Genomic DNA, 19235 nt, shown 5'->3' with positions numbered 1-19235 from the left:
GCGCCGCACGCATGGAGGCGCGCCGCGCCAAGTACGCCGGCGGCGCCGCGACCGCGACGGCCGAGATGACCGACGAGGAGCGCGAGGAGGCCGAACGCGCCGAGAAGGCGCGCCTGCAGGGCGGCGGCATGTTCGACGGTCCCGCACCGGGCAAGGCGAACCAGTTCGGGCCCAGCTTCAAGCGCATGATCGGGCTGCTCAAGCCGAGCGCCGTGTGGTTCGTGCTGGTGTCGGTGTTCGGCGCTCTCGGCGTCGTGCTCTCCGTCGCCGCGCCCAAGGTGCTCGGCAACGCGACGAACATCATCTACGAGGGCGTGATCTCCAAGACGCTCGGCCAGCCCAACGGCGACTTCCCGGGATTCCCCGCGGGCACGCCGAAGAGCCAGGTGGTCGAGACGCTGCGCCAGGCCGGGCAGAACCAGTTCGCCGACATGGTGGCCGCGTTCGGCGACTTCCGCGTCGGCGACGGCATCCACTTCGACCAGCTGCGCTGGGTCATCACCGCGGTCTTGGCGATCTACGTCGGGTCCGCGCTGCTGAGCTGGATCCAGGGCTACGTGATCAACGTGATCATGGTGCGCACCATGTGGCGCCTGCGCGAGCAGGTCGAGGCGAAGATCAACCGCCTGCCGCTGTCGTACTTCGACAAGGTGCAGCGCGGCGAGCTGATCTCGCGCGTCACCAACGACATCGACAACATCACGCAGACCATGCAGCAGTCGCTGTCCGGGGCCCTCACCTCGGTGCTCACCGTGATCGGCGTGCTGATCATGATGTTCTCGATCTCGTGGCAGCTGGCGCTCGTCGCGCTCGTCGCACTGCCCCTGATGGGCGTGATCTTCGGGGTCATCGGCCCGCGCTCGCAGAAGGCGTTCGGGATCCAGTGGAAGAAGGTCGGCCGCCTGAACGCCCGCGTCGAGGAGGCCTTCTCGGGCCACGCGCTGGTCAAGGTGTTCGGTCGCGAGAAGGACGCGCTGGAGAAGTTCCAGACCGAGAACGAGGAGCTGTACCAGGCCGCGTTCAAGGCGCAGTTCCTCTCCGGCATCATCATGCCCGCCATGACGTTCGTCGGCAGCCTGACCTACGTGGGCCTGGCCGTCCTCGGCGGGCTCATGGTCGCCAGCGGCCAGATCCGCCTCGGCGACGTGCAGGCGTTCATCCAGTACTCGCAGCAGTTCAGCCAGCCGCTCAGCGAGCTGGGCGGCATGGCGGCGGTCGTGCAGTCCGGCACCGCCTCGGCCGAGCGGGTCTTCGAGCTGCTGGACGCGGAGGAGCAGGATCCGGACGCCGAGGACGCGCCCACCGTCACCGACGGTCAGGGCGTCATCGAGTTCCAGCACGTCGCGTTCTCGTACAGCGAGGACCGCCCGCTCATCACGGATCTGTCGTTCCGTGTGGAGCCGGGTCAGACGGTCGCGATCGTGGGCCCGACCGGTGCCGGCAAGACCACGCTGGTGAACCTCATCATGCGGTTCTACGAGCTGAGCGGCGGTCGGATCCTCCTGGACGGGCAGGACATCGCGGAGATGACCCGCGAGGACCTGCGCTCGCGCACCGGAATGGTGCTGCAGGATCCGTGGCTGTTCGCCGGCACCATCCGGGAGAACATCCGGTACGGCAAGTCGACGGCCACCGACGAGGAGATCATCGAGGCGGCTAAGGCGACGTACGTCGACCGGTTCGTGCACGCCCTCCCGGAGGGCTACGAGACGACCCTCGACGAGGACGCGTCGAACGTGTCCGCCGGTGAGCGCCAGCTGATCACGATCGCCCGCGCGTTCGTCGCCCAGCCGTCGATCCTCATCCTGGACGAGGCCACGTCGGCCGTCGACACCCGCACCGAGCTGCTGCTGCAGCACGCCATGGCGGCGCTGCGGCACGGTCGCACGTCGTTCGTGATCGCGCACCGCCTGTCCACGATCCGCGACGCCGACCTGATCCTGGTGATGGAGCACGGCGACATCGTGGAGAAGGGCACGCACGAGGAGCTCATCGCGGCCGAGGGCGCGTACTGGCGGCTGTACCAGTCGCAGTTCGAGCAGGCCGCGAGCGACGCCGACGCGGACGCCGCACTGGTCACCGGCACCGTCACGGTTCCCGCGGACGGCGCGGCCGGGTCGGTCTCCGCGCTCGTCGAAGGGGCGGAAGCCGGCTCGGCCGCAGTCCCCGGCGCAGGCTCGGCCCCGGTCGCCGTCGCCGAGCGCATCGCGGAGTCCGCGGAGACCCCGGACGCCCCGGCGGTAGAGTTCGGCGACGACAAGGTCTGACCCGCGGTCCCACGACGAAGCGCCGTCGTCCTGCTCATCCAGGGCGGCGGCGCTTCGTCGTTGCGTCGTCCCGTCGGTGCGAGGTGCGGGATCGATGCCGCTCAGGTCGCACTTTCTGCGCTTCCCGGCGGCTCTTGACGCAGAAAGTGCGACCTGAACCAGGGCAGGGCCTCTCGGCATCGGCCAGGGGGATCCGAGTCCTATCTGGTCAGGCCGAACAGCTCCAGGGGGTGGGTCAGCCGCCACCACAGGCTCGGCCCCTTGAGCGCGGTCCGCAGCTCGAGCGGCACGGTGGTCGCATCGAGCGGGCCCTTGAGGGCGAGCGTCCCGGCCTTCGCGCCGGCCTTCCAGTTCTCGCCGAGTGCGAACTTCGTCGTCGCCGATGCGGAGGCGCCGTTCCACAGCGTCACTCGGCCGTCCGCGCCGGCGACGATCTGCGACGTCTCACCCCAGGCCGTGTCGACCGTGCCGAGCGTGGCGCCCTTCGCCACCGTCTGCGGCTGGTTCTTCAGCGCCGCCTCGACGCCCGCGTAGAGCGTGCGCGACACGTCGACCCGGCCCTCGTCGCTGTCCTGCCCGAGGGCCGCGACGTAGATCCGCACCCTGGTGTCCCCGTCGGTCACGTCCTTGGCGGAGAGCAGGTTGTAGCGGGTGGCGTCGCCGTCGCCGATCGTGCCGGTCTTGATCCCGACGATGCCGGCGTCGCCGATCAGGCCGTTCGTGTTCTCCACGGTTCCGGCGCCGGGCAGCTCGACGCTCTTCTGCTTCACGATCTCCGCGATCACCGGGTTCTTCTCCGCGATCTCGCCGAGCTGGATGAGCGCACGCGGGGTCGCGACGTTGCCGAAGTCGAACCCGGACGGGGTCACCACCCGGATCTCCCCGAGGTCGTGCTGGCTCAGCCACTGGTTCGCGGCGGCGGCATAGTTCTCGTCCGAGCCCCAGACCTCGCGCGCGAGACGATCGGCGTAGTTGTTCGCCGAGCCCAGCAGGATCCCCTCGAACAGCTGATACTGCGTGAGGGATCCGTCCACGGGGACGTCCAGCGCCGATTGATCCCGCCGCAGGTAGCTCCAGTAGTCGTCGCTGTCGGCCTGCGTGAACGCGAACGACCGGCCCTGCTCGCCGGGCTTCAGCGGCAGCTTGTCGAGGGCGGCGAGCACCGTCACGAGCTTGGTGATGCTCGCCATGGGCACCTGCTGCTCCGCGGAAGCCACCGTGCCGATTCCCTGCACGCTCACCGCGGCGCTTCCCGTGCTGGGCCACGCGACGGCGGCGGCCGGTGCGGCTGCCGGCTGGAACGCCACAGCTGTGGTCACGGGACGGACGGCGTTGAGCGGCCAGAGCGCCGTGGTGGCGCCGTATGCGAGGGCGACGACCAGCAGGCCGGCGGGCGGAAGGAGAACGGCCGGCCGGACGAGGCTGCGCCGCGGTGCGTCGTCGAGCAGCGTGCGTGTCGCGGCGGGCTCCGGGGCGCCCGCCGACGCGCCCACGCGCGTGACGTCGACCCACGCGAGAGCCGCCGTCGGGGTGCGGTCGGGCCCGCGGACGAGGGGGGCGGAGGGCAGCGGCCGGGCCTCGGGGCGAGGAGCGGGGATGGTCGCGGCGGCGGCGGCGGGGGCGGCGTCGGCGGCCGCGGCACCGGGGGCGGGGGCGGTCGCCGGCGCGGACGCGGGGAACAGCGGCGGCTCGACCGGGCCGTCGTGTCGCGGGAACAGAGGACCGGCCTCCGGCAGAGGCTTCGACACCGGGAACAGCCCCGCGGGTTCGACGGCATCCTCAGGGGAGGTGTCCCGCTCCGCCCCCGGGGCGGCGTGGTCCGACGTCGTGTCCGAGTCCGGGTCGTCCGATGCGCGGTCGGACGCCGTGTCCAGGTCCGCGCCGTCCAGCGCGGCGTCGACGGCGGTCGCGACCTCCGCCTCGGTGGCCGCGGGAGCGTTCAGCGTGGCGACAGCCGGGCCTGCTTCACCCCCGGCCGTCTCGACCGGCGCGTCGACGAGCTCCGGCACGCCCGGAGCGGCCGCCGGGCCGTCGTCTTCGTTCACGCTCCTACCGTATCGGGCGCCCGCGCGGTTCGGCCGTATCCCGGGCTCCCGCCGCGGGGAGGGGGGGCAGGGGCGGGCAGCAGCGCACGCGATGTCATCCTGGCGACGATCGGTCGCGGTGCATCCGTGACGGGGCTAAAATGAGCGGATCACCACGGGAGTCCGGCGAGCCGGGCTGAGAGGGAGCGAATCGCGCTTCGACCGTCGAACCTGATCCGGATCATGCCGGCGCAGGGAGGAGTTTCCATGATGCATTCAACGGCAGCCGCACCGAACGCGAACAGCGGGGCGGTCGCACCAAGGCTCACCTGGCGGGTCGTCGACATCGTCGTCGCCGCGGTGCTGGGCGTCGTGATCGGCCTGGTCTTCTGGGTCTGGAACACGATCGGCTACGCCTGGTTCACCGCTGCCGACGGCCTCACCCCGGGGCTCGGCGGCATCGCCGTCGGGATCTGGCTGCTGGGCGGCGTGGTCGGCGGGCTCGTCATCCGCAAGCCCGGCGCAGCCCTCGTGGTCGAGGTCGTGGCAGCGGTCGTGTCGATGCTGATCGGCAACATCTGGGGCGTCTCGACGGTGCTCGAGGGCATCGCCCAGGGACTCGGCGCCGAGCTCGTCTTCGCCCTCTTCCTGTACCGCCGGTTCTCGCTGCCGGTCGCGGCTCTCGCCGGCGTGGGCGCGGCGGCCGGGGCCTGGCTGTTCGAGCTCTTCTACGGCAGCTCGCCGAACATCCTGAAGTCGGCGGTCTTCAACGGGATCTACCTCGGCACCCTCGTCGTCTCGGGCGCGGTGCTGGCCGGCGTGCTCGGCTGGCTGCTCGTGCGCGCGCTCGCCGCGACGGGCGCGCTCAGCCGCTTCGCCGCCGGACGCGAGCTGCGCCACGAGGTCTGACATGACCGCGGGTGCGGCCCGCGTCGTCGCGGACGGGTGGGGCTGGCGCTACGCCGGCCGCCGTCTGCCCGCGGTCAGCCAAGTGTCGTTCACGATCGAACCCGGGGAGCGCGTGCTGCTGCTCGGCGCATCCGGCGCCGGCAAGTCCACGCTGCTCACCGGGATGGCGGGTCTGCTCGGGGATGCCGAGGAGGGGGAGCGCACCGGCACGCTCCTCGTCGACGGCGCCGCCCCCGAGAGCCGCCGCGGCCGCATCGGCCTCGTGCTGCAGGATCCGGATGCCGGCGTCGTGCTGAGCCGGGTCGGCGACGACGTCGCGTTCGGCTGCGAGAACCTCGGCGTCCCCGCGGAGCGGATCCCGGCGCGCGTGCGCGAGGCGCTCGACGCGGTCGGCCTCGAGGTGCCCCTGGACCACCGCACGGCCGCGCTGTCGGGCGGACAGAAGCAGCGGCTCGCCCTCGCCGGCGCCCTCGCCATGCGCCCGGGTCTGCTGCTGCTCGACGAGCCGACCGCCAACCTGGATCCGGACGGGGTGCGCGAGGTCCGCGCCGCCGTCGAGCGGGCGGTCGAGGCCACGGGCGCCACGCTCGTCGTCATCGAGCATCGCACCGCGGTCTGGGCCGACCTGATGACACGCGTGATCGTGGTCAGCGCCGACGGCGGCCTCCTCGCCGACGGCACCCCGGAAGACGTCTTCGGCGTGTACGGCGACGCCCTCGCGGATGCCGGGGTGTGGGTGCCCGGGCACCCGGTGGACCTGCCCGTGCTCCCCGCGATCGAGGTTGCTCCCGCGGGTCGCGACGGTGCCGTGCTCACCACCCGCGACCTCGCGATCACGCGCGACCGCCGCGCGGCCGTGCAGACCGGGCTCGATCTCTCGGTGCCGGACGCCGGGGCGACCGTGATCGTCGGCCCGAACGGCGCGGGCAAGTCCACGCTCGCCCTCACGCTCGCCGGCCTGCTGGATCCGCTGCACGGCAGGGTCGAGGCGGCGGAACGGCTGCGCGGGCGGCGCGGGCTGGATCCGGTCCGCTGGACTTCGCGCGAGCTGCTCACCCGCATCGGGACGGTGTTCCAGGATCCGGAGCACCAGTTCCTCACGCAGACCGTGCGGGACGAGCTCGCCGTCGGTCCTCGGGCGCTCGGGTGGGACGCTGCCCGTGTGGACGCCGTCGTGGACGCGCTGCTCGAGCGGCTCGGCCTGACCGCGCTCGCCGCGGCGAACCCGTTCACGCTGTCGGGCGGGCAGAAGCGGCGGCTGTCGGTGGCGACGGTGCTCGCCGCCGCCCCCGCCGTCGTGGTGCTGGACGAACCGACGTTCGGGCAGGACCGCCTGGGCTGGATCGGCATCGTGAGCCTGCTGCAGGAGGAGATCGCCCGGGGCACCGCGGTCATCGCGGTGACCCACGACGTCGAGGTGATCCATCACCTCGGCGGGCACCGCATCGAACTGGTGCCCGCCGTGGCCGGATCCGCGGGGGTGGCGGCATGAGCACCGGGTTCGAAGAGCGCAAAACGCTCGATATGTCGACCGGAAGCAGCCAATTGCGCGCTTCGAAAGCGGAGCCGGCCTCGCCGGCATGGATCGACGGCGTGAACCCGGTCACGCGGGTCGGTCTCTCGCTGCTGCTGTCGATCCCGCTGTTCGCGTCGATCGACGTCACCAGCGGACTCGTCGCGATCGGGCTGCAGCTGCTGTGCCTCCCGCTCACCGGGCTGCGTCTGGGCACGGTGCTGCGCCGGCTGGCGCTGCTGCTCGCCGTGGCTCCGGTCGCGGGCGTGAGCATGCTGCTGTACGCGGCGCCGGGCGGGCACGTCTTCTTCAGTCTCGGCGTCGCGCACATCAGCGAGGCGTCGATCCAGCTCGCGATCGCGGTGTCGATCCGCGTGGTGGCCCTCGGACTGCCGAGCATCCTGCTGTTCGCCCGGATGGATCCGACCGAGCTCGCCGACGCGCTCGCACAGGTCGCGCACCTGCCGAGCCGGTTCGTGCTGGGCGTGCTGGCCGGCACGCGCATGCTGGGGCTGTTCCTCGACGACTGGCGCACGATGTCGCTCGCGCGCCGCGCCCGCGGAGTGGGCGACCGCGGGGTGCTGCGCCGGTTCTTCACGATGTCGTTCGTGCTGCTCGTCTTCGCCGTGCGCCGCGGCACCAAGCTCGCCCTCGCGATGGAGGCGCGCGGATTCGGATCCGACATCCCGCGCACCTGGGCGCGCCCGTCCCGGCTGAGCGGACGGGATGCGATCGCGCTCGCCGGAGGAACCGGCATCATGGCGCTGTCGATCGCGGCGGCTGTGCTGCTCGGCACGTTCCGGTTCGTCTGGTCCTGATCGGGGGCGACGAGCGTCCTTCGTCTCGCTGCGCTCGCTCAGGAACCGGCGGCGCGACGAAGGACGCTCGACGACCTCGGGGACCTCAGAGGGACAGGCCGTGCCCGAACCGGAAAAGCGGGTCGGCGGTGTCGAACGGCACGTCCGAGCGCGAGGCCACGACGCCACGCGCGCGCGGGGAACGGCGTGCCCAGGATCTCCTGGTCGGTGACCAGGCCCCAGTCGGTGCAGACGATCCCGTCGAAGCCGTAGCGCTCGCGCAGCAGGCCCGTGAGCACCGACCTGTTGAAGCCGAAGCCGACTTCCTCGTACTGCGTGCCGACCGGCATGCCGTAGTAAGGCATGATCTGGCGGCCCCCGGCCTCGAAGATCTTCTCGAACGGCGTCAGGTGGTGCTCGAAGTTGTCGCCGGGGTAGACCTGCTCGCGGCCGTAGGCGAAGTGCGGGTCCTCGCCGTCCAGCTGCGGGCCGCCGCCGGGGAAGTGCTTGGTCATGGTCGAGACGGATCCGGATCCGAAGGCGGAGCCCTGGAAGCCGCGCACGTATGCGGCGCCGAGCGTGCCGGACAGCTCGGCGTCCTCGCCGAAGGTGTGCAGCTGGCGGGCCCAGCGGGGCTCGGTCGTGAGGTCGACCTGCGGGTGCAGGGCGACGCGGATCCCGACGGCGAGGTACTCCTGGCGGGCGATGTCGCCGAAGCGTTCGACGAGCTGGGGATCGGCGGTGGCGGCGAGGCCGAGTGGCTCGGGCCACTGCGAGAACGGGCCGGCGAGCAGGGCGGCATCGGGGTTCTCGGTGAACCCGTGCCGCGGATCCGTCGAGATCGTCACGGGGATCCCGAGCCGGGTCGCGAGCGCGGCCCGCTGCAGCTCGTTGTACCAGCGGGCGAGAGCGCTCGCGGTGGCGGGCACGCTGAGCAGGTTGAAGTGCGACATGTGCCGGCCGGTGAGGTACTCGTCGGTCGACGGCAGGCCGAAGGCCGCGTCGCCCTCGGACAGCCCGCCGTCGGGTCCGACCATGATCATCGTGTGGAAGAACAGCCCGGCCTTCTCCTCGAGCGTCATCGCGCCCAGCAGCAGCTCCACGCGCTCGTCGACGGGAAGGGCGGCGTCGAGCCAGGGCTTCTCGATGTCGGTCATAGGGTTCGCTCTCCCGCTCTCGGGCATCGGCGCGATGCCGTCTGCTGGGAGCCTAGTGGCGAAACCCTGAACGTGGAAGGTTTTCAGGATGCGGGCAGCCAGAGCGTCATCCGCACGCCGTCCTCCGGCAGGTGCAGCACCTCGTAGCGCCGCGCGGTGACCGTGCCATCGGCGCTGCGCACGTGCGTGATGTCGCCGCGCCGCCGCTGCACGAGGTGGCCGCTCCACCAGGTGCGGAACAGCGGGCTGGCAACGCTCAGCTCCTCGACGAGGGCGACGAGCTGTGGATCCTGCAGGTCGTCCACGTTCGCTGCGCGCAGGTGCGCGACTGCGCCGCGGGCCAGCTCCTCCCATTCCACGAAGGTCTCGCGGGCACGGGGGTCGAGCAGCAGCGACCGGCAGGTGTTGCGCTGCGCCGGCGGGAGGTCGGCGAGGCCCTCGTGCAGGGCGAGGCCCTCGGGGTTCGCGGCGACGACCGTGCTGAGCCGGTCCAGCACGTACGCCGGATTCGGGCGCACCGCATCGACCAGCATCGTCATCCGGGCCACGAGCGCCTCGTCGTCGGCCGGGCTGGTGGCGGCGTCGGGGCGGGTCGCGCCGGGGTGGGCGTCGCGCAGCCGCCGCAGGTGATCGGCGGCGTCCCGGTCGAGTTGCAGGGCGCGGGCCAGGGCGTCGAGCACGGCGTCGCTGGGGTGCGTCTCCCGGCCCTGCTCCAGGCGCGTGTAGTAGTCGGCGCTGATGCCGGCGGCGGTCGCGACCTCCTCGCGGCGCAGCCCCGTGGTGCGACGGCGGCCACCGGACCGTGGCGCCCCGGCCTGCAGGCGGGCGTCGGTGCGCCGGGCGCGCAGGAAGTCGCCGAGTGCGTTCGACATCCACAGCCTCCGGTGCTCAGCAGGACGGGATCCGCGCCGCGGGGGAGGGTGCGGCGCTCCTAGGAAGACTACGGTCTTCCCGCGCCGTGCATCGAACCGGGACGCTGGGGTGGAAGACCCGACCCGGAGGAGAGCCGATGGCCGCCTACACCCACGGACACCACGAATCGGTGCTGCGATCGCACCGCGGGCGCACCGCGCAGAACTCGGCCGCGTATCTGCTGCCGCACCTGCGCGCGACCGATCGTCTGCTCGATGTCGGCGCCGGGCCGGGCACGATCACCGCGGACCTCGCCGGCCTGGTGTCCGAAGTCGTGGCGACCGAGATCGGCGAGGCCGAACTGCAGCTGAGCCGCACCACCGCCGCCGACCGGGGCCTGAGCAACATCGACTTCCGCGTCGCCGATGTGCACGCCCTCGACTTCCCGGAGGACAGCTTCGACGTGACCCACGCGCACCAGGTGCTGCAGCACGTCGCGGATCCCGTGCAGGCGCTGCGCGAGCTCGCCCGGGTGACGAAGCCGGGCGGGATCATCGCGGTGCGCGACAGCGACTACGGCGGCTTCCGGTGGTGGCCCGCCGTGCCGGCGCTGGACGACTGGCTCGACCTCTACTACCGCGCCGCCCACGCGAACGGCGGCGAACCGGACGCCGGGCGGCGGCTGCTGGCGTGGGCGCACGCGGCAGGTCTCACCGACGTCGTCGCTACCTCGAGCACCTGGTGCTATGCGAACGCGGAGGACCGCGCGTGGTGGGGCGGCATGTGGGCGGATCGGATCCTGGGCTCCGCGATCGCACCCCAGCTGCTGGAGTCCGGCGCCGCGACGCGCGAGGACCTGGAGCGCATCAGCGACGGCTGGCGGGAGTGGGCCGCGTCGGACGACGGCTGGATCTCGCTGCTGCACGGCGAGATCCTCTGCCGCGTGGGCTGAGCGCACTGGATCCGGTTAGCGGCACCGAGAGATGGAAAACGCCGCTCGGGACGGGATCCGAGCAGCGAAAAGCATCTTCTGCGTGTCGGACGTCGCCGCTGAAGCGGGGAACGTTGCTCCGGGTCGCCGCAGAGCAGCGAAAGGCATCTCCGGGCGGATCCGGGGTTCAGTGCCGACTCAGTCGCCCGCCGCCGCGGCAGCGGAGCGCTCGCCGTCGTGTGTGGCGGCCCAGGACGCGAGCAGACGGAGCCGCTCGGCGGAAGGGGATCCGGGTTCGGCGGTGTAGACGAGCATCACGTTGCCGGCCTCGGCGGTGAGAGCCAGCTCCTCGTACGCGAGCGTCAGCTCGCCGACGGCGGGGTGGTGGAAGCGCTTTGTTCCCGCGCCGTGGCGACGCACATCGTGCGCGGCCCACAGCCGGCGGAACACCTCGCTCCGGGTCGACAGCTCGCCGACGAGCTCCTGCAGCGCCGCGTCGTGGGGATCCCGCCCGGCCTCGGCGCGCATGACGCCGACGCACATGTGCGCCATCACGTCCCAATCCGGGTAGAAGTCACGCGAGGCGGGATCCAGGAACTGGAAGCGGGCGAGGTTGGGCGTGCGGCCGCCGTCGCCGATCACCGGCGCGTAGAAGGCGCGGCCCAGGGCGTTGGTCGCGAGCAGGTTCTGGCGTGGATCGCGGACGAACGCGACGGCGTCGGTGATGGAGGACAGCGCCCACTGCAGGCTCGGCCGCAGCGGTCCCGGGCGGTTGGCGCGCCGTCGCGCGCGCCCGCTGGTGGGAATGCCGTCGGCGGCGCGGGCGAGGTCCAGCAGATGCGCGCGCTCGGCGTCATCCAGCCGCAGGGCGCCGGCGAGCGCATCGAGCACCGCAGCGGAGGCGCCGGCGATCGCGCCGCGCTCGAGCTTCGCGTAGTACTCCACGCTCACGCCGGCGAGCGCTGCGACCTCGCTGCGCCGCAGCCCGGCGACGCGCCGGTTCGGGCCCGCCGGGATCCCCGCCGCGTCTCGGGAGACACGCGCGCGACGCGTCATCAGGAACTCGCGCACCTCGGCCCTGTTGTCCATGAACAGCAGGCTATGCCGATCCGGTGCTGCCCGGGGTGCCCTGTCGGTACACCTCTCGCCAGGGACTCCCGCGCCTGCGTGCAGACGAGGACAGTGGAAGCCATGACCACTCCCGACACCACCCGCACCGCGCATTGGGGCGGCGTCTTCGCCATGACACTCTGCGTCTTCGCGCTGATCGCGGCGGAGTTCATGCCGGTGAGCCTGCTCACCCCGATCGCCGCCGGTCTGCAGGTCACGGAGGGAGCCGCTGGGCAGGGGATCGCGATCTCGGGCTTGCTCGCAGTGATCACCAGCCTTTCGATCTCACGGCTCGCCGGCGGGTTGAACCGCAAGACCCTGCTGCTCCTGCTCACCGCCGTGATGACGCTGTCGAGCGCGGTCATCGCCGTGGCGCCGTCCTATCTCGTCTACATGATCGGCCGGGCTCTGATCGGCGTCGTGATCGGCGGGTTCTGGTCGATGTCGATCTCCGCGGCGATGCGGCTCGTCCCCGACCATCACGTGCCCCGGGCGCTCGCGATCTTCAACGGCGGGAACGCCCTCGCGGCCGTCGTCGCCGCCCCGATCGGCAGCTTCCTCGGCGCTGCCATCGGCTGGCAGGGGGCGTTCTGGTGCCTCGTCCCGGTGTCGCTGCTGGCACTCGCCTGGCAGTGGATCAGTCTGCCCTCCATGCCGGCGCCGCCGCGGACCGCTGCGCATGTTTTCGGCGGGCTCCGCTCCCGGACGGTCGCCCGAGGCATGGCCGCCTGCGGAGCGTTCTTCGCCGGTCAGTTCCTGCTGTTCACGTACGTCCGACCGTTCCTCGAGCGCGTCACCCGGCTCGACCCGACGGCCGTCGCGCTCGTCCTGCTCGCCGTCGGCATCGGCGGCCTGCTCGGAACCGTGCTGATCGATCGGGTCCTTCGACACGGGCTGCACGCCGCCCTCGTGGTGATTCCCGTGCTCATGGCGCTCATCGCGACGGCCCTCGTGCTGGTCGGATCCTGGCTCGCCCCGGTCGCCGTGCTGCTCGCACTATGGGGCGTGCTGGGCACCTCCGCTCCGGTCGGCTGGGCCAGTTGGGTCGCACGCACCATGACCGAGGATCCCGAGGCGGGCGGTGGGCTCCAGGTGGCCGTGATCCAGCTGTCGATCGCCTTCGGATCCACCGTCGGCGGCATGATCTTCGATCAGCTCGGCCACCTCGCCACGTTCCTGACCAGCGCCGCGGTGCTGCTGCTCTCCGCAGCGCTCGCGGCGTCCCTCCGACCCCGCCGAGGTGCCAAGACCGGTGCCCCCGCGGTCACCACCACGATCTGAAGGAGAACACCATGCGTGGAGTCGTCCTGCACGCCCCCGGCGATGTCCGGACCGAGGAACTCGAGATGCCCGTCATCGTCGAACCGACCGATGCCATCATCCGCGTCACCGCCACCTGCATCTGCGGATCCGATCTGTGGCCCTACCGGGGCGCCGAGCCGATCCATGGTGGAGGGCAGCGGATGGGACACGAGTACATCGGCGTCGTCGAGAGCGTGGGAGGCGCCGTGACCCGGATCCGCCCGGGTGATCACGTCGTCGGATCCTTCGTCGCCAGCGACAACACCTGTGAGATCTGCGCGGCGGGCTATCAATCCCGCTGCGTGCACCAGGTGATGATGGGTTCGATCGGCACCCAGGCGCAGTACGCCCGCATCCCGCTGGCCGACGGAACGCTCGTGGCGACGCCCGGAGAGCCGCCGGCGGATCTCGTGCCGTCGCTGCTGGCCGCCTCCGACGTGCTCGGCACCGGGTGGTTCGCCGCAGTGGCCGCCGAGGCAGGGCCGGGTAAGACGATCGCGGTGGTCGGCGACGGTGCGGTCGGCCTGCTCGGCGTGCTCGCGGCGAAGCATCTCGGTGCGGAGCGGGTCATCGTGATGTCGCGCCACGCCGACCGCCAGGCGCTGGCCCGGCGCTTCGGCGCGACCGACATCGTCGAGGAGCGCGGAGACGCCGGGATCGCGCGCATCAAGGAGCTCACGGAAGGGCTCGGCGCGCACTCCACGATCGAGGCCGTCGGCACCCAGGAGGCGATGGACCAGGCGATCCGCGCCACCCGGCCCGGCGGTCACGTCGGGTTCGTCGGGGTGTCGCACGACGTGTCGCTCGACGGGTCGGAGCTGTTCTTCTCGAGCGTGCACCTGCACGGCGGACCCGCGCCGGTCCGCCGATTCCTGCCCGAGCTCATCGCGTTGATCTGGGAGCGCCGGATCGATCCTGGCGCCGTCTTCGACCTCACGCTCTCGATCGAGGACGCCGCAGAGGGCTACCGCGCGATGGACGAGCGCCGCGCCACCAAGGTGCTGCTCACCACCTACTGATCGACGAACTGAAGGAGGATCCGTCGTGCAGATCGAAGCCATCACTCCCACCGTCAAGAACCCGCCGGATCAGTTCCACGGCGACGTCTGGCTCGAGCGCATCGCGGCACCGCACACCGCGGATCAGCGGATGACCGTCGCTCTCGTACGCTTCGCCCCGGGCGCGCGCACCGCGTGGCACTCCCACGCCCGGGGGCAGTACCTGCGCGTCGTCAGCGGCGTCGCCCTCGTCGGCACTCGCGACAGGGCCGTCGTCCAGGTGCGCCCAGGACAGACGCTCTACACCCCGCCGGGTGAGGATCACTGGCACGGTGCGGCCGCGGACTGCTTCATGGAACACCTTGCAATGCTCGAAGCCGGAGACGATCCGGCGACGACGACCGTGTGGAAGGAGCACGTGACAGACGCCGAGTACGCGGCACGCTCCTGACCGGCGGGCCCGCCGCCGCGACAGCGACATTCCGCACACGATCGCCTCCCGACGTCCCTCTCCGCAATCCCTGCCGAACAGGGTTCTCGCCAGAGGTGGCCGGGAGGCGATCATTCGAGACGGTTCAGGCCTTCTCACCCTGGTCGTCGTCGATCAGCGCGAGAAGATGCTTCAGCGCGTCCTCGATGCTGCGGTGGTGATACTGGCCGGCGCGGCTCTCGCCGGAGATCACGGCGCAGCGATGCACGTCGGTGAAGTCGCCGTACGGGAACAGATGACGGCCCTTCGTGCCCTCGTTCTCGTCGGTGTCCTCGCCGAGGAACCAGAGCGCGTACTCGTCCATGCCGTGCGCATCGATGTACTCGTTGCCGTCATCGGCGCTGGGCGCGTGTTCGCTCCAGTCGTCCCGCTGATCGTGCACCACGTGCTTGTCCCGCACGAGCGATTGCGCGTGGTGCAGAGCCTTCTCGTTGAGCTTCACGGTCATCGGCGGCTCCTTCCGCGTCTCGTCGGATGGCGGTCAGGGCGTACGGCTCCCGGTGATCGAGCGGATCAGCCACGCGATCACGGCGAGGACGAGCAGCACCAGTCCCACCCAGAGCAGGAAGTTCAGGGACTGCACGAGCCCACCGGTGATGGCCAGGATGATGGCGACGACGATGATGATGATGAAGAGGATGTTCATGACGGACTCCTTCCACGGGGCCGCGGGTGCGACCGACGATTCACCGTAGGCGGCGGCCGGGCCGCTCGCCCAGGGGCTTGACGGCGGGGGTCTCGCGGTGGCAAGGGGCCCGGGTCAGGCGGGTTCGCCCGCCAGATCGGCCGAGGACGGGGCGCTGCGCACGGCTTCGAGCACATCGGCGACCGTCGCGTAGCGGCGTCGAGCCGTGACGGGCCGGAGCCAGACCACCTCGACCTGGTCCGCCGACACGCGGCTCACGCACGCGACGGTGTGCCGCGCATCCGTGCAGTCGAATCGGTCATCCAGGATCAGCCACTCGCTCTCCGTGAGGCGGCGCATCTCGAATCGGGGGCTTGTCATCGTCGACATGTCGTTCCCATCTGTTGGGGCCAGCATGAGCCGGCAGGGCCGTCGACGTTATGCCTCTTGACAGCGCTCCCCGGCGAGGGCTACCGGTGCACGCACACCCGGACGACGGCGCTCACCGGAGGTCCTCTCCCTCCTCGTCGTCAGCCCGATCCGCCGCCTCGAGCGCCTCGTCGATCGCGCGCTCCCTCTTCGCCCGCTCCTCCTCATCGGCGCCCCGGGCCTCCAGATCCTCGTCGCCGAGCACCCTGTCGATCTCGCGCTTGGTCCTGCCGGCGAGTTCCTCCACCCGATGCCGGGCCTCATCACGCAGTGCCATGTCGCTCCCTTCGTCTCGTCGCCCACGGTCGCACCGTGCGGGTGGCTGCGCGAATGGGTTGACAGGATCCGCCGCCGCGTCCTCCGTCCCCTACGCATCGCCCGCGCGGGCGTCAACCCCCTCGTAGGGCGCCGCCCGTGCGCTTAACGTGCCGGGCATGAGCCACAGGACCATCGATTCGCGCACCATGACCGATCCACGAACGAAGTACGCCCCGCTGGCGGATCCCCTGGAACCGGGGAACAACCAGCCGGGGCTGCTGGACGAGACCCATCCGCGGCCCGACCACGGTGAGGAGAGCTACCGCGGGTCCGAGCGACTGCCCGGGCGCCGCGCACTGATCACCGGAGGCGACTCCGGGATCGGGCGAGCGGTCGCCATCGCCTTCGCCCGCGAGGGGGCGGATGTCGCTCTCAGCTATCTCCCCGAGGAGCAGGAGGACGCGGAGGAGACCGCGGAGTGGATCCGCAAAGCGGGACGTCAGGCCGTCCTGCTTCCGGGGGACCTCACCGAGGAGCAGCAGTGCCAGGAGGTGATCGCCGACGCTGCGGAGAGCCTCGACGGGCTCGACATCCTCGTGCTGAACGCCGGGTATCAGCGCAGCCGCGGGGAGGTCGACGAGATCCCGACCGCCGAGTTCGACCGCGTGATGCGCACCAACCTCTACGCGCCGTTCTGGCTGGCCCGCTCCTCGCTGCCGCACCTGCCCGCCGGGGCCTCCATCATCGTGACCACCTCGATCCAGGGGTACGACCCGTCGCCCGGTCTGTTCGACTACGCGTTGACGAAGGCGGCCCTCGTCGCATTCGTGCAGATGCTCGCCGAGCAGCAGGGCCCGCACGGCATCCGGGTGAACGGTGTCGCACCCGGCCCGATCTGGACGCCGCTGATCCCTGCGACGGGGTGGCCGAAGAAGCTGCCCACGTTCGGAGAGGACACCCCGCTGGGGCGCGCCGGACAGCCCGCCGAGCTCGCCGGCGCCTACGTGTACCTCGCCTCTGAGGATGCCTCGTACGTCTCCGGCGGCATCATCCCGGTCACGGGAGGACGGCATCTCTGAGCCCGCACAGACCCCCGACGTTCCACGCGCCCGTCTCGGCGATCCACGGAAGGAAGACGACATGAACGACACCCAGGAGCAGACCGGACCGACGACGCACGCGGGATGGGGCGCGGGACACCCCCGCCTGCTGGTCTCGTCGCAGGACAGCCGTCTCGTGTTCGACATCCCCGACGACGGGGCACGGATCGGCTCGGCGCAGGACTGCGATCTCTGTCTTCCCGGCACCGATCCGGTGCACGCCTCGATCCGCCACGACTCCAACGACGAGTACGTGCTCTCCATGCACGGAGAGGGCGAGACGAGCGCGAACCTGGAGAAGGCGCAGGACGAGGAGCGCCGCAGTGACGAGATCCTGCGCACCGGAGCCCGGTTCACGCTGGGACCGTGGCGCCTCGTGTTCATGCGCGACGAGTTCGCCGACCATGGCCGGCCCTTCGGCGGCCGACTGGGCGGCGAGTACTCGGACCAGACCATCCAGCCGCCCCGCCCCGACTACCGGGAGCAGTCGCCCGGCGCCCGCGCCGCCTCGCGCGAGGAGCAGGGCGAGGTGGCGGACGGGGAAGGCCCCGCCGACCCGGACGCGGGCCGGCCGTAGCCGAGCGGTCGCCGTCAGCAGTCGCAGGTGATCGCGTTCAGCGGCGCGGTCAGCGGGTCCTTGGCGCGGACGACCGGACCGTGGTCGTCCTCCACCGGGTAGCCTTCCCGGGCCCAGTACTCGAAGCCGCCGATCATCTCCTTGACCTGGTATCCGAGCTTCGCGAACTCCAGCGCGGCGCGGGTGGAGCCGTTGCAGCCGGGACCCCAGCAGTACGTCACGACCGGCACGTGCGGCGGGATTTCCCGCGGTGCGCGGTCAGCGATCTCCGCCGTCGGCACGTGCACCGCGCCCACGATCCGTCCCTGCGCCCACGCGGCCTGGCCGCGGGAGTCGACCAGGGCGAATGCGACACCGCTCTCCTGGTCGGCGTGCACGTCGGACGCATCGGTCTCGAAGGACAGCTTGCCGGCGAAGTGGGAGATGAGCAGGTCCGTGGGGAGGGCGGTGATCGTCATGGCTGAAACGCTATTCACGCACCCGCGCGATCTGAAGGCCCGATCCACGGCAGACGGAGCGGATCGGCGTGGATTTGATGGCAGTCTTTCCTCATGGCCGTGAATCTCCCGTTCGAGCCCGACAAGGTCGACACCGCGATCCTGAAAGCCCTGCAGGCCAACGGCAGGCAGAGCATCGCGGACCTCGCCCGCGGGATCAACATGAGCCACAGCGCTGCCGCGGAGCGGGTGCGCCGGCTCGAGGAGGCCGGGGTCATCAGCGGCTACGCGGCACAGGTCGACCCCGAACGGCTCGGCTTCACGATCCTCGCCTACCTGCGCCTGCGCTATCCCAGCAGCGTCTACGAGCCGCTGCACACCCTTCTCGCCGGGATCCCGGAGGTCGTCGAGGCGCACCACGTCACGGGCGACGACTGCTTCATCATGAAGGTCGTGGCGACCGGGATGAAGCACCTCGAACAGATCAGCGGCCGGATCGGCACGCTCGGCAGCGTCACCACGAGCGTGGTCTACTCATCACCGCTGCCGCCGCGTCCCCTGCTCCCGCCCGGTTGAGCACTCCGGGGTCGCCGCGGTCATCGCGGCACCCGTCAGTCGACCATCTCCTGCTGGGTGCGGATGAACCTGCGGTCGCCGTCGCTGAGCCGCGCCGACGGATCGACGGTCGCGCCGGTGATCCGCTCGATCTCCTCGCGGACCTCGTCGGGCACCTGGCCCTCGTCCGCATCCTCGAGCAGCTGCTTGGAACGGGCGGACAGCCGCGGCCACCACTGGTGGATCTCGGGCAGCATCGGGATCTCTGGCTGGGACATGGTGTGCTCCTCTCGTGGCGGGACCGGGGCGTTCACAGCGGGACGGGCGGCTCGGACTCCTGGCCGTCCTCGACGCGATGCTTGAACTCCAGCAGGTCGCGTTCCGCGATCTGCCGATCGATGCCGAGCCGGGCGCCGGTGCGCTCCAGGAACGACTCCGGCACCCACACCAGGCGCAGCTCGAGGCGGGTGCGATCCGGGCCCAGGGGAGTGAACATCACGATGCCGTTGTGCTGCTTGCCTGCGTCGCTGGTCCAGCTGATCTGCTGGTTGGGGATGTCCTCCACGGTCGTGGCATAGAAGGATCGGCGCAGCCCGCCGACCCGGGCATCCCAGTGCGTGACGTCGTCGTCCACGCGCTCGACGCGCTCGACGCTGGGCAGAAGGGCGGGGAGATCCTCGAAGTCGGTCCAGCGGCGGTACACCTCGTCCGCCGGCTTCGCGATTTCCACCGCGGCATCCATCGTGCTGATCATGATGCTCTTCATGGCGCCACGCTAGGCCCCGACGCCGCTTCGCGCGCAGGGGTTCCGGTGGGCGGCGGGGCGACGTATCATCGCCAATCCGAAGGTCTAGCCCGAAGCGCTTCGCAGATCAACCCCCTGTCCGGCCAACTGCAGTCCTGC

Annotated in this window: 21 protein-coding genes, 1 pseudogene and 1 riboswitch; of the genes and pseudogenes, 11 read left to right on the top strand and 11 right to left on the bottom strand. The window is 71.2% G+C overall.

The genetic code is table 11. The annotated features are described in order from the left end of the window. Nucleotides 1-11 precede the first annotated feature (11 nt). The gene (locus ACYQ1L_RS17585) at nucleotides 12-2267 is read left to right on the top strand and encodes an ABC transporter ATP-binding protein (protein WP_460005851.1); all 2256 of its coding nucleotides are present in this window, start codon (nucleotides 12-14) and stop codon (nucleotides 2265-2267) included. A 200-nt stretch (nucleotides 2268-2467) separates the two neighbouring features. Here ACYQ1L_RS17585 and ACYQ1L_RS17580 read toward each other — a convergent pair whose 3' ends face one another. Continuing rightward, on the bottom strand, nucleotides 2468-4312 hold the full coding sequence (locus tag ACYQ1L_RS17580) for a D-alanyl-D-alanine carboxypeptidase family protein (RefSeq protein WP_460005302.1): 1845 nt from the start codon (nucleotides 4310-4312) through the stop codon (nucleotides 2468-2470). A 144-nt stretch (nucleotides 4313-4456) separates the two neighbouring features. Further along, a riboswitch (TPP riboswitch) is annotated at nucleotides 4457-4566 on the top strand. Between ACYQ1L_RS17580 and ACYQ1L_RS17575 the strand changes: the two genes are divergently transcribed. From ACYQ1L_RS17575 to ACYQ1L_RS17565, 3 genes are all read left to right on the top strand, one after another. Continuing rightward, nucleotides 4562-5200 (top strand): ECF transporter S component, encoded by a 639-nt coding sequence (locus tag ACYQ1L_RS17575; RefSeq protein WP_460005850.1) that lies wholly within the window; start codon nucleotides 4562-4564, stop codon nucleotides 5198-5200. It overlaps the preceding riboswitch by 5 nt. 1 nt (nucleotide 5201) lies before the next feature. Next, nucleotides 5202-6692, top strand: coding sequence for an ABC transporter ATP-binding protein (locus ACYQ1L_RS17570; protein WP_460005301.1), 1491 nt, complete (start codon nucleotides 5202-5204; stop codon nucleotides 6690-6692). A 32-nt stretch (nucleotides 6693-6724) separates the two neighbouring features. After that, on the top strand, nucleotides 6725-7531 hold the full coding sequence (locus ACYQ1L_RS17565) for an energy-coupling factor transporter transmembrane component T family protein (RefSeq protein ID WP_460005849.1): 807 nt from the start codon (nucleotides 6725-6727) through the stop codon (nucleotides 7529-7531). Nucleotides 7532-7695: 164 nt separating this feature from the next. Here ACYQ1L_RS17565 and ACYQ1L_RS17560 read toward each other — a convergent pair. Then, a pseudogene (locus tag ACYQ1L_RS17560) lies at nucleotides 7696-8694 on the bottom strand (glycoside hydrolase family 3 protein); the annotation flags it as partial. 56 nt (nucleotides 8695-8750) lie between these two features. Next, nucleotides 8751-9539: a helix-turn-helix transcriptional regulator gene (locus tag ACYQ1L_RS17555; protein WP_460005300.1), complete on the bottom strand. Its 789-nt coding sequence runs from the start codon at nucleotides 9537-9539 to the stop codon at nucleotides 8751-8753. 137 nt (nucleotides 9540-9676) lie between these two features. Here ACYQ1L_RS17555 and ACYQ1L_RS17550 point away from each other — a divergent pair, with 137 nt between their 5' ends. Continuing rightward, entirely contained in the window at nucleotides 9677-10471 is a 795-nt protein-coding gene (locus ACYQ1L_RS17550; protein WP_460005299.1) for a class I SAM-dependent methyltransferase, read from the top strand. Nucleotides 10472-10648: 177 nt separating this feature from the next. Here ACYQ1L_RS17550 and ACYQ1L_RS17545 read toward each other — a convergent pair whose 3' ends face one another. Continuing rightward, the gene (locus ACYQ1L_RS17545; RefSeq protein ID WP_460005298.1) at nucleotides 10649-11539 is read right to left on the bottom strand and encodes a helix-turn-helix domain-containing protein; all 891 of its coding nucleotides are present in this window, start codon (nucleotides 11537-11539) and stop codon (nucleotides 10649-10651) included. Between the two features lie 102 nt (nucleotides 11540-11641). On the opposite strand from ACYQ1L_RS17545, the gene ACYQ1L_RS17540 reads away from it, so the two are divergent. Genes ACYQ1L_RS17540 through ACYQ1L_RS17530 form a run of 3 tightly spaced genes read left to right on the top strand, consistent with a single transcriptional unit; the run spans nucleotide 11642 to nucleotide 14311 of the window. After that, nucleotides 11642-12841, top strand: a complete 1200-nt coding sequence (locus ACYQ1L_RS17540) for an MFS transporter (protein ID WP_460005297.1) — start codon at nucleotides 11642-11644, stop codon at nucleotides 12839-12841. Nucleotides 12842-12852: 11 nt separating this feature from the next. Beyond that, complete coding sequence (locus ACYQ1L_RS17535) at nucleotides 12853-13881, top strand: zinc-dependent alcohol dehydrogenase family protein (protein ID WP_460005296.1); 1029 nt, start codon at nucleotides 12853-12855, stop codon at nucleotides 13879-13881. Nucleotides 13882-13906: 25 nt separating this feature from the next. Continuing rightward, nucleotides 13907-14311 (top strand): (R)-mandelonitrile lyase, encoded by a 405-nt coding sequence (locus ACYQ1L_RS17530; protein WP_460005295.1) that lies wholly within the window; start codon nucleotides 13907-13909, stop codon nucleotides 14309-14311. Nucleotides 14312-14435: 124 nt separating this feature from the next. Here ACYQ1L_RS17530 and ACYQ1L_RS17525 read toward each other — a convergent pair whose 3' ends face one another. The 4 genes from ACYQ1L_RS17525 to ACYQ1L_RS17510 form a co-directional block, all read right to left on the bottom strand. Beyond that, nucleotides 14436-14798: a hypothetical protein gene (locus ACYQ1L_RS17525; protein WP_159574614.1), complete on the bottom strand. Its 363-nt coding sequence runs from the start codon at nucleotides 14796-14798 to the stop codon at nucleotides 14436-14438. A 33-nt stretch (nucleotides 14799-14831) separates the two neighbouring features. Next, nucleotides 14832-14996 (bottom strand): hypothetical protein, encoded by a 165-nt coding sequence (locus tag ACYQ1L_RS17520; RefSeq protein WP_201298556.1) that lies wholly within the window; start codon nucleotides 14994-14996, stop codon nucleotides 14832-14834. Between the two features lie 114 nt (nucleotides 14997-15110). Beyond that, nucleotides 15111-15365 carry a hypothetical protein gene (locus ACYQ1L_RS17515; RefSeq protein ID WP_460005294.1) on the bottom strand — a complete coding sequence of 85 codons (255 nt, stop codon included), beginning with the start codon at nucleotides 15363-15365 and terminating at the stop codon, nucleotides 15111-15113. A gap of 112 nt (nucleotides 15366-15477) precedes the next feature. Then, nucleotides 15478-15681, bottom strand: a complete 204-nt coding sequence (locus tag ACYQ1L_RS17510) for a hypothetical protein (RefSeq protein ID WP_460005293.1) — start codon at nucleotides 15679-15681, stop codon at nucleotides 15478-15480. A 157-nt stretch (nucleotides 15682-15838) separates the two neighbouring features. Between ACYQ1L_RS17510 and ACYQ1L_RS17505 the strand changes: the two genes are divergently transcribed. Continuing rightward, a complete protein-coding gene (locus ACYQ1L_RS17505; RefSeq protein WP_460005292.1) occupies nucleotides 15839-16741 on the top strand; it encodes an SDR family oxidoreductase in 903 nt (300 codons plus the stop codon). A 61-nt stretch (nucleotides 16742-16802) separates the two neighbouring features. Next, entirely contained in the window at nucleotides 16803-17339 is a 537-nt protein-coding gene (locus tag ACYQ1L_RS17500; protein WP_460005291.1) for an FHA domain-containing protein, read from the top strand. Nucleotides 17340-17353: 14 nt separating this feature from the next. Here the strand turns inward: ACYQ1L_RS17500 and ACYQ1L_RS17495 are convergent, their stop codons facing one another. After that, entirely contained in the window at nucleotides 17354-17797 is a 444-nt protein-coding gene (locus tag ACYQ1L_RS17495) for a rhodanese-like domain-containing protein (protein ID WP_460005290.1), read from the bottom strand. A gap of 93 nt (nucleotides 17798-17890) precedes the next feature. Between ACYQ1L_RS17495 and ACYQ1L_RS17490 the strand changes: the two genes are divergently transcribed. Continuing rightward, entirely contained in the window at nucleotides 17891-18352 is a 462-nt protein-coding gene (locus ACYQ1L_RS17490; RefSeq protein ID WP_460005289.1) for an Lrp/AsnC family transcriptional regulator, read from the top strand. Between the two features lie 35 nt (nucleotides 18353-18387). Here ACYQ1L_RS17490 and ACYQ1L_RS17485 read toward each other — a convergent pair whose 3' ends face one another. Together ACYQ1L_RS17485 and ACYQ1L_RS17480 are read right to left on the bottom strand one after the other, a co-directional pair. Beyond that, complete coding sequence (locus ACYQ1L_RS17485; RefSeq protein ID WP_460005288.1) at nucleotides 18388-18609, bottom strand: hypothetical protein; 222 nt, start codon at nucleotides 18607-18609, stop codon at nucleotides 18388-18390. Nucleotides 18610-18641: 32 nt separating this feature from the next. Next, nucleotides 18642-19097: an SRPBCC family protein gene (locus ACYQ1L_RS17480; protein WP_460005287.1), complete on the bottom strand. Its 456-nt coding sequence runs from the start codon at nucleotides 19095-19097 to the stop codon at nucleotides 18642-18644. Between the last annotated feature and the right edge of the window lie 138 nt (nucleotides 19098-19235).

The organism is Microbacterium xylanilyticum (genome assembly GCF_054654695.1).
The sequence above is the reverse complement of the archived record's forward strand: the minus strand, read 5'-3'. Positions and strand labels throughout refer to the sequence as shown.

Bases quoted from the DNA above. Each gene is read 5' to 3' on its own strand.
- ACYQ1L_RS17585 (WP_460005851.1), top strand. From the start codon at position 12: ATGGAGGCGCGCCGCGCCAAGTACGCCGGCGGCGCCGCGACCGCGACG.
- ACYQ1L_RS17575 (WP_460005850.1), top strand. From the start codon at position 4,562: ATGCATTCAACGGCAGCCGCACCGAACGCGAACAGCGGGGCGGTCGCA.
- ACYQ1L_RS17570 (WP_460005301.1), top strand. From the start codon at position 5,202: ATGACCGCGGGTGCGGCCCGCGTCGTCGCGGACGGGTGGGGCTGGCGC.
- ACYQ1L_RS17565 (WP_460005849.1), top strand. From the start codon at position 6,725: ATGTCGACCGGAAGCAGCCAATTGCGCGCTTCGAAAGCGGAGCCGGCC.
- ACYQ1L_RS17555 (WP_460005300.1), bottom strand. From the start codon at position 9,539: ATGTCGAACGCACTCGGCGACTTCCTGCGCGCCCGGCGCACCGACGCC.
- ACYQ1L_RS17550 (WP_460005299.1), top strand. From the start codon at position 9,677: ATGGCCGCCTACACCCACGGACACCACGAATCGGTGCTGCGATCGCAC.
- ACYQ1L_RS17545 (WP_460005298.1), bottom strand. From the start codon at position 11,539: ATGGACAACAGGGCCGAGGTGCGCGAGTTCCTGATGACGCGTCGCGCG.
- ACYQ1L_RS17540 (WP_460005297.1), top strand. From the start codon at position 11,642: ATGACCACTCCCGACACCACCCGCACCGCGCATTGGGGCGGCGTCTTC.
- ACYQ1L_RS17535 (WP_460005296.1), top strand. From the start codon at position 12,853: ATGCGTGGAGTCGTCCTGCACGCCCCCGGCGATGTCCGGACCGAGGAA.
- ACYQ1L_RS17525 (WP_159574614.1), bottom strand. From the start codon at position 14,798: ATGACCGTGAAGCTCAACGAGAAGGCTCTGCACCACGCGCAATCGCTC.
- ACYQ1L_RS17520 (WP_201298556.1), bottom strand. From the start codon at position 14,996: ATGAACATCCTCTTCATCATCATCATCGTCGTCGCCATCATCCTGGCC.
- ACYQ1L_RS17515 (WP_460005294.1), bottom strand. From the start codon at position 15,365: ATGTCGACGATGACAAGCCCCCGATTCGAGATGCGCCGCCTCACGGAG.
- ACYQ1L_RS17510 (WP_460005293.1), bottom strand. From the start codon at position 15,681: ATGGCACTGCGTGATGAGGCCCGGCATCGGGTGGAGGAACTCGCCGGC.
- ACYQ1L_RS17505 (WP_460005292.1), top strand. From the start codon at position 15,839: ATGAGCCACAGGACCATCGATTCGCGCACCATGACCGATCCACGAACG.
- ACYQ1L_RS17500 (WP_460005291.1), top strand. From the start codon at position 16,803: ATGAACGACACCCAGGAGCAGACCGGACCGACGACGCACGCGGGATGG.
- ACYQ1L_RS17495 (WP_460005290.1), bottom strand. From the start codon at position 17,797: ATGACGATCACCGCCCTCCCCACGGACCTGCTCATCTCCCACTTCGCC.
- ACYQ1L_RS17490 (WP_460005289.1), top strand. From the start codon at position 17,891: ATGGCCGTGAATCTCCCGTTCGAGCCCGACAAGGTCGACACCGCGATC.
- ACYQ1L_RS17485 (WP_460005288.1), bottom strand. From the start codon at position 18,609: ATGTCCCAGCCAGAGATCCCGATGCTGCCCGAGATCCACCAGTGGTGG.
- ACYQ1L_RS17480 (WP_460005287.1), bottom strand. From the start codon at position 19,097: ATGAAGAGCATCATGATCAGCACGATGGATGCCGCGGTGGAAATCGCG.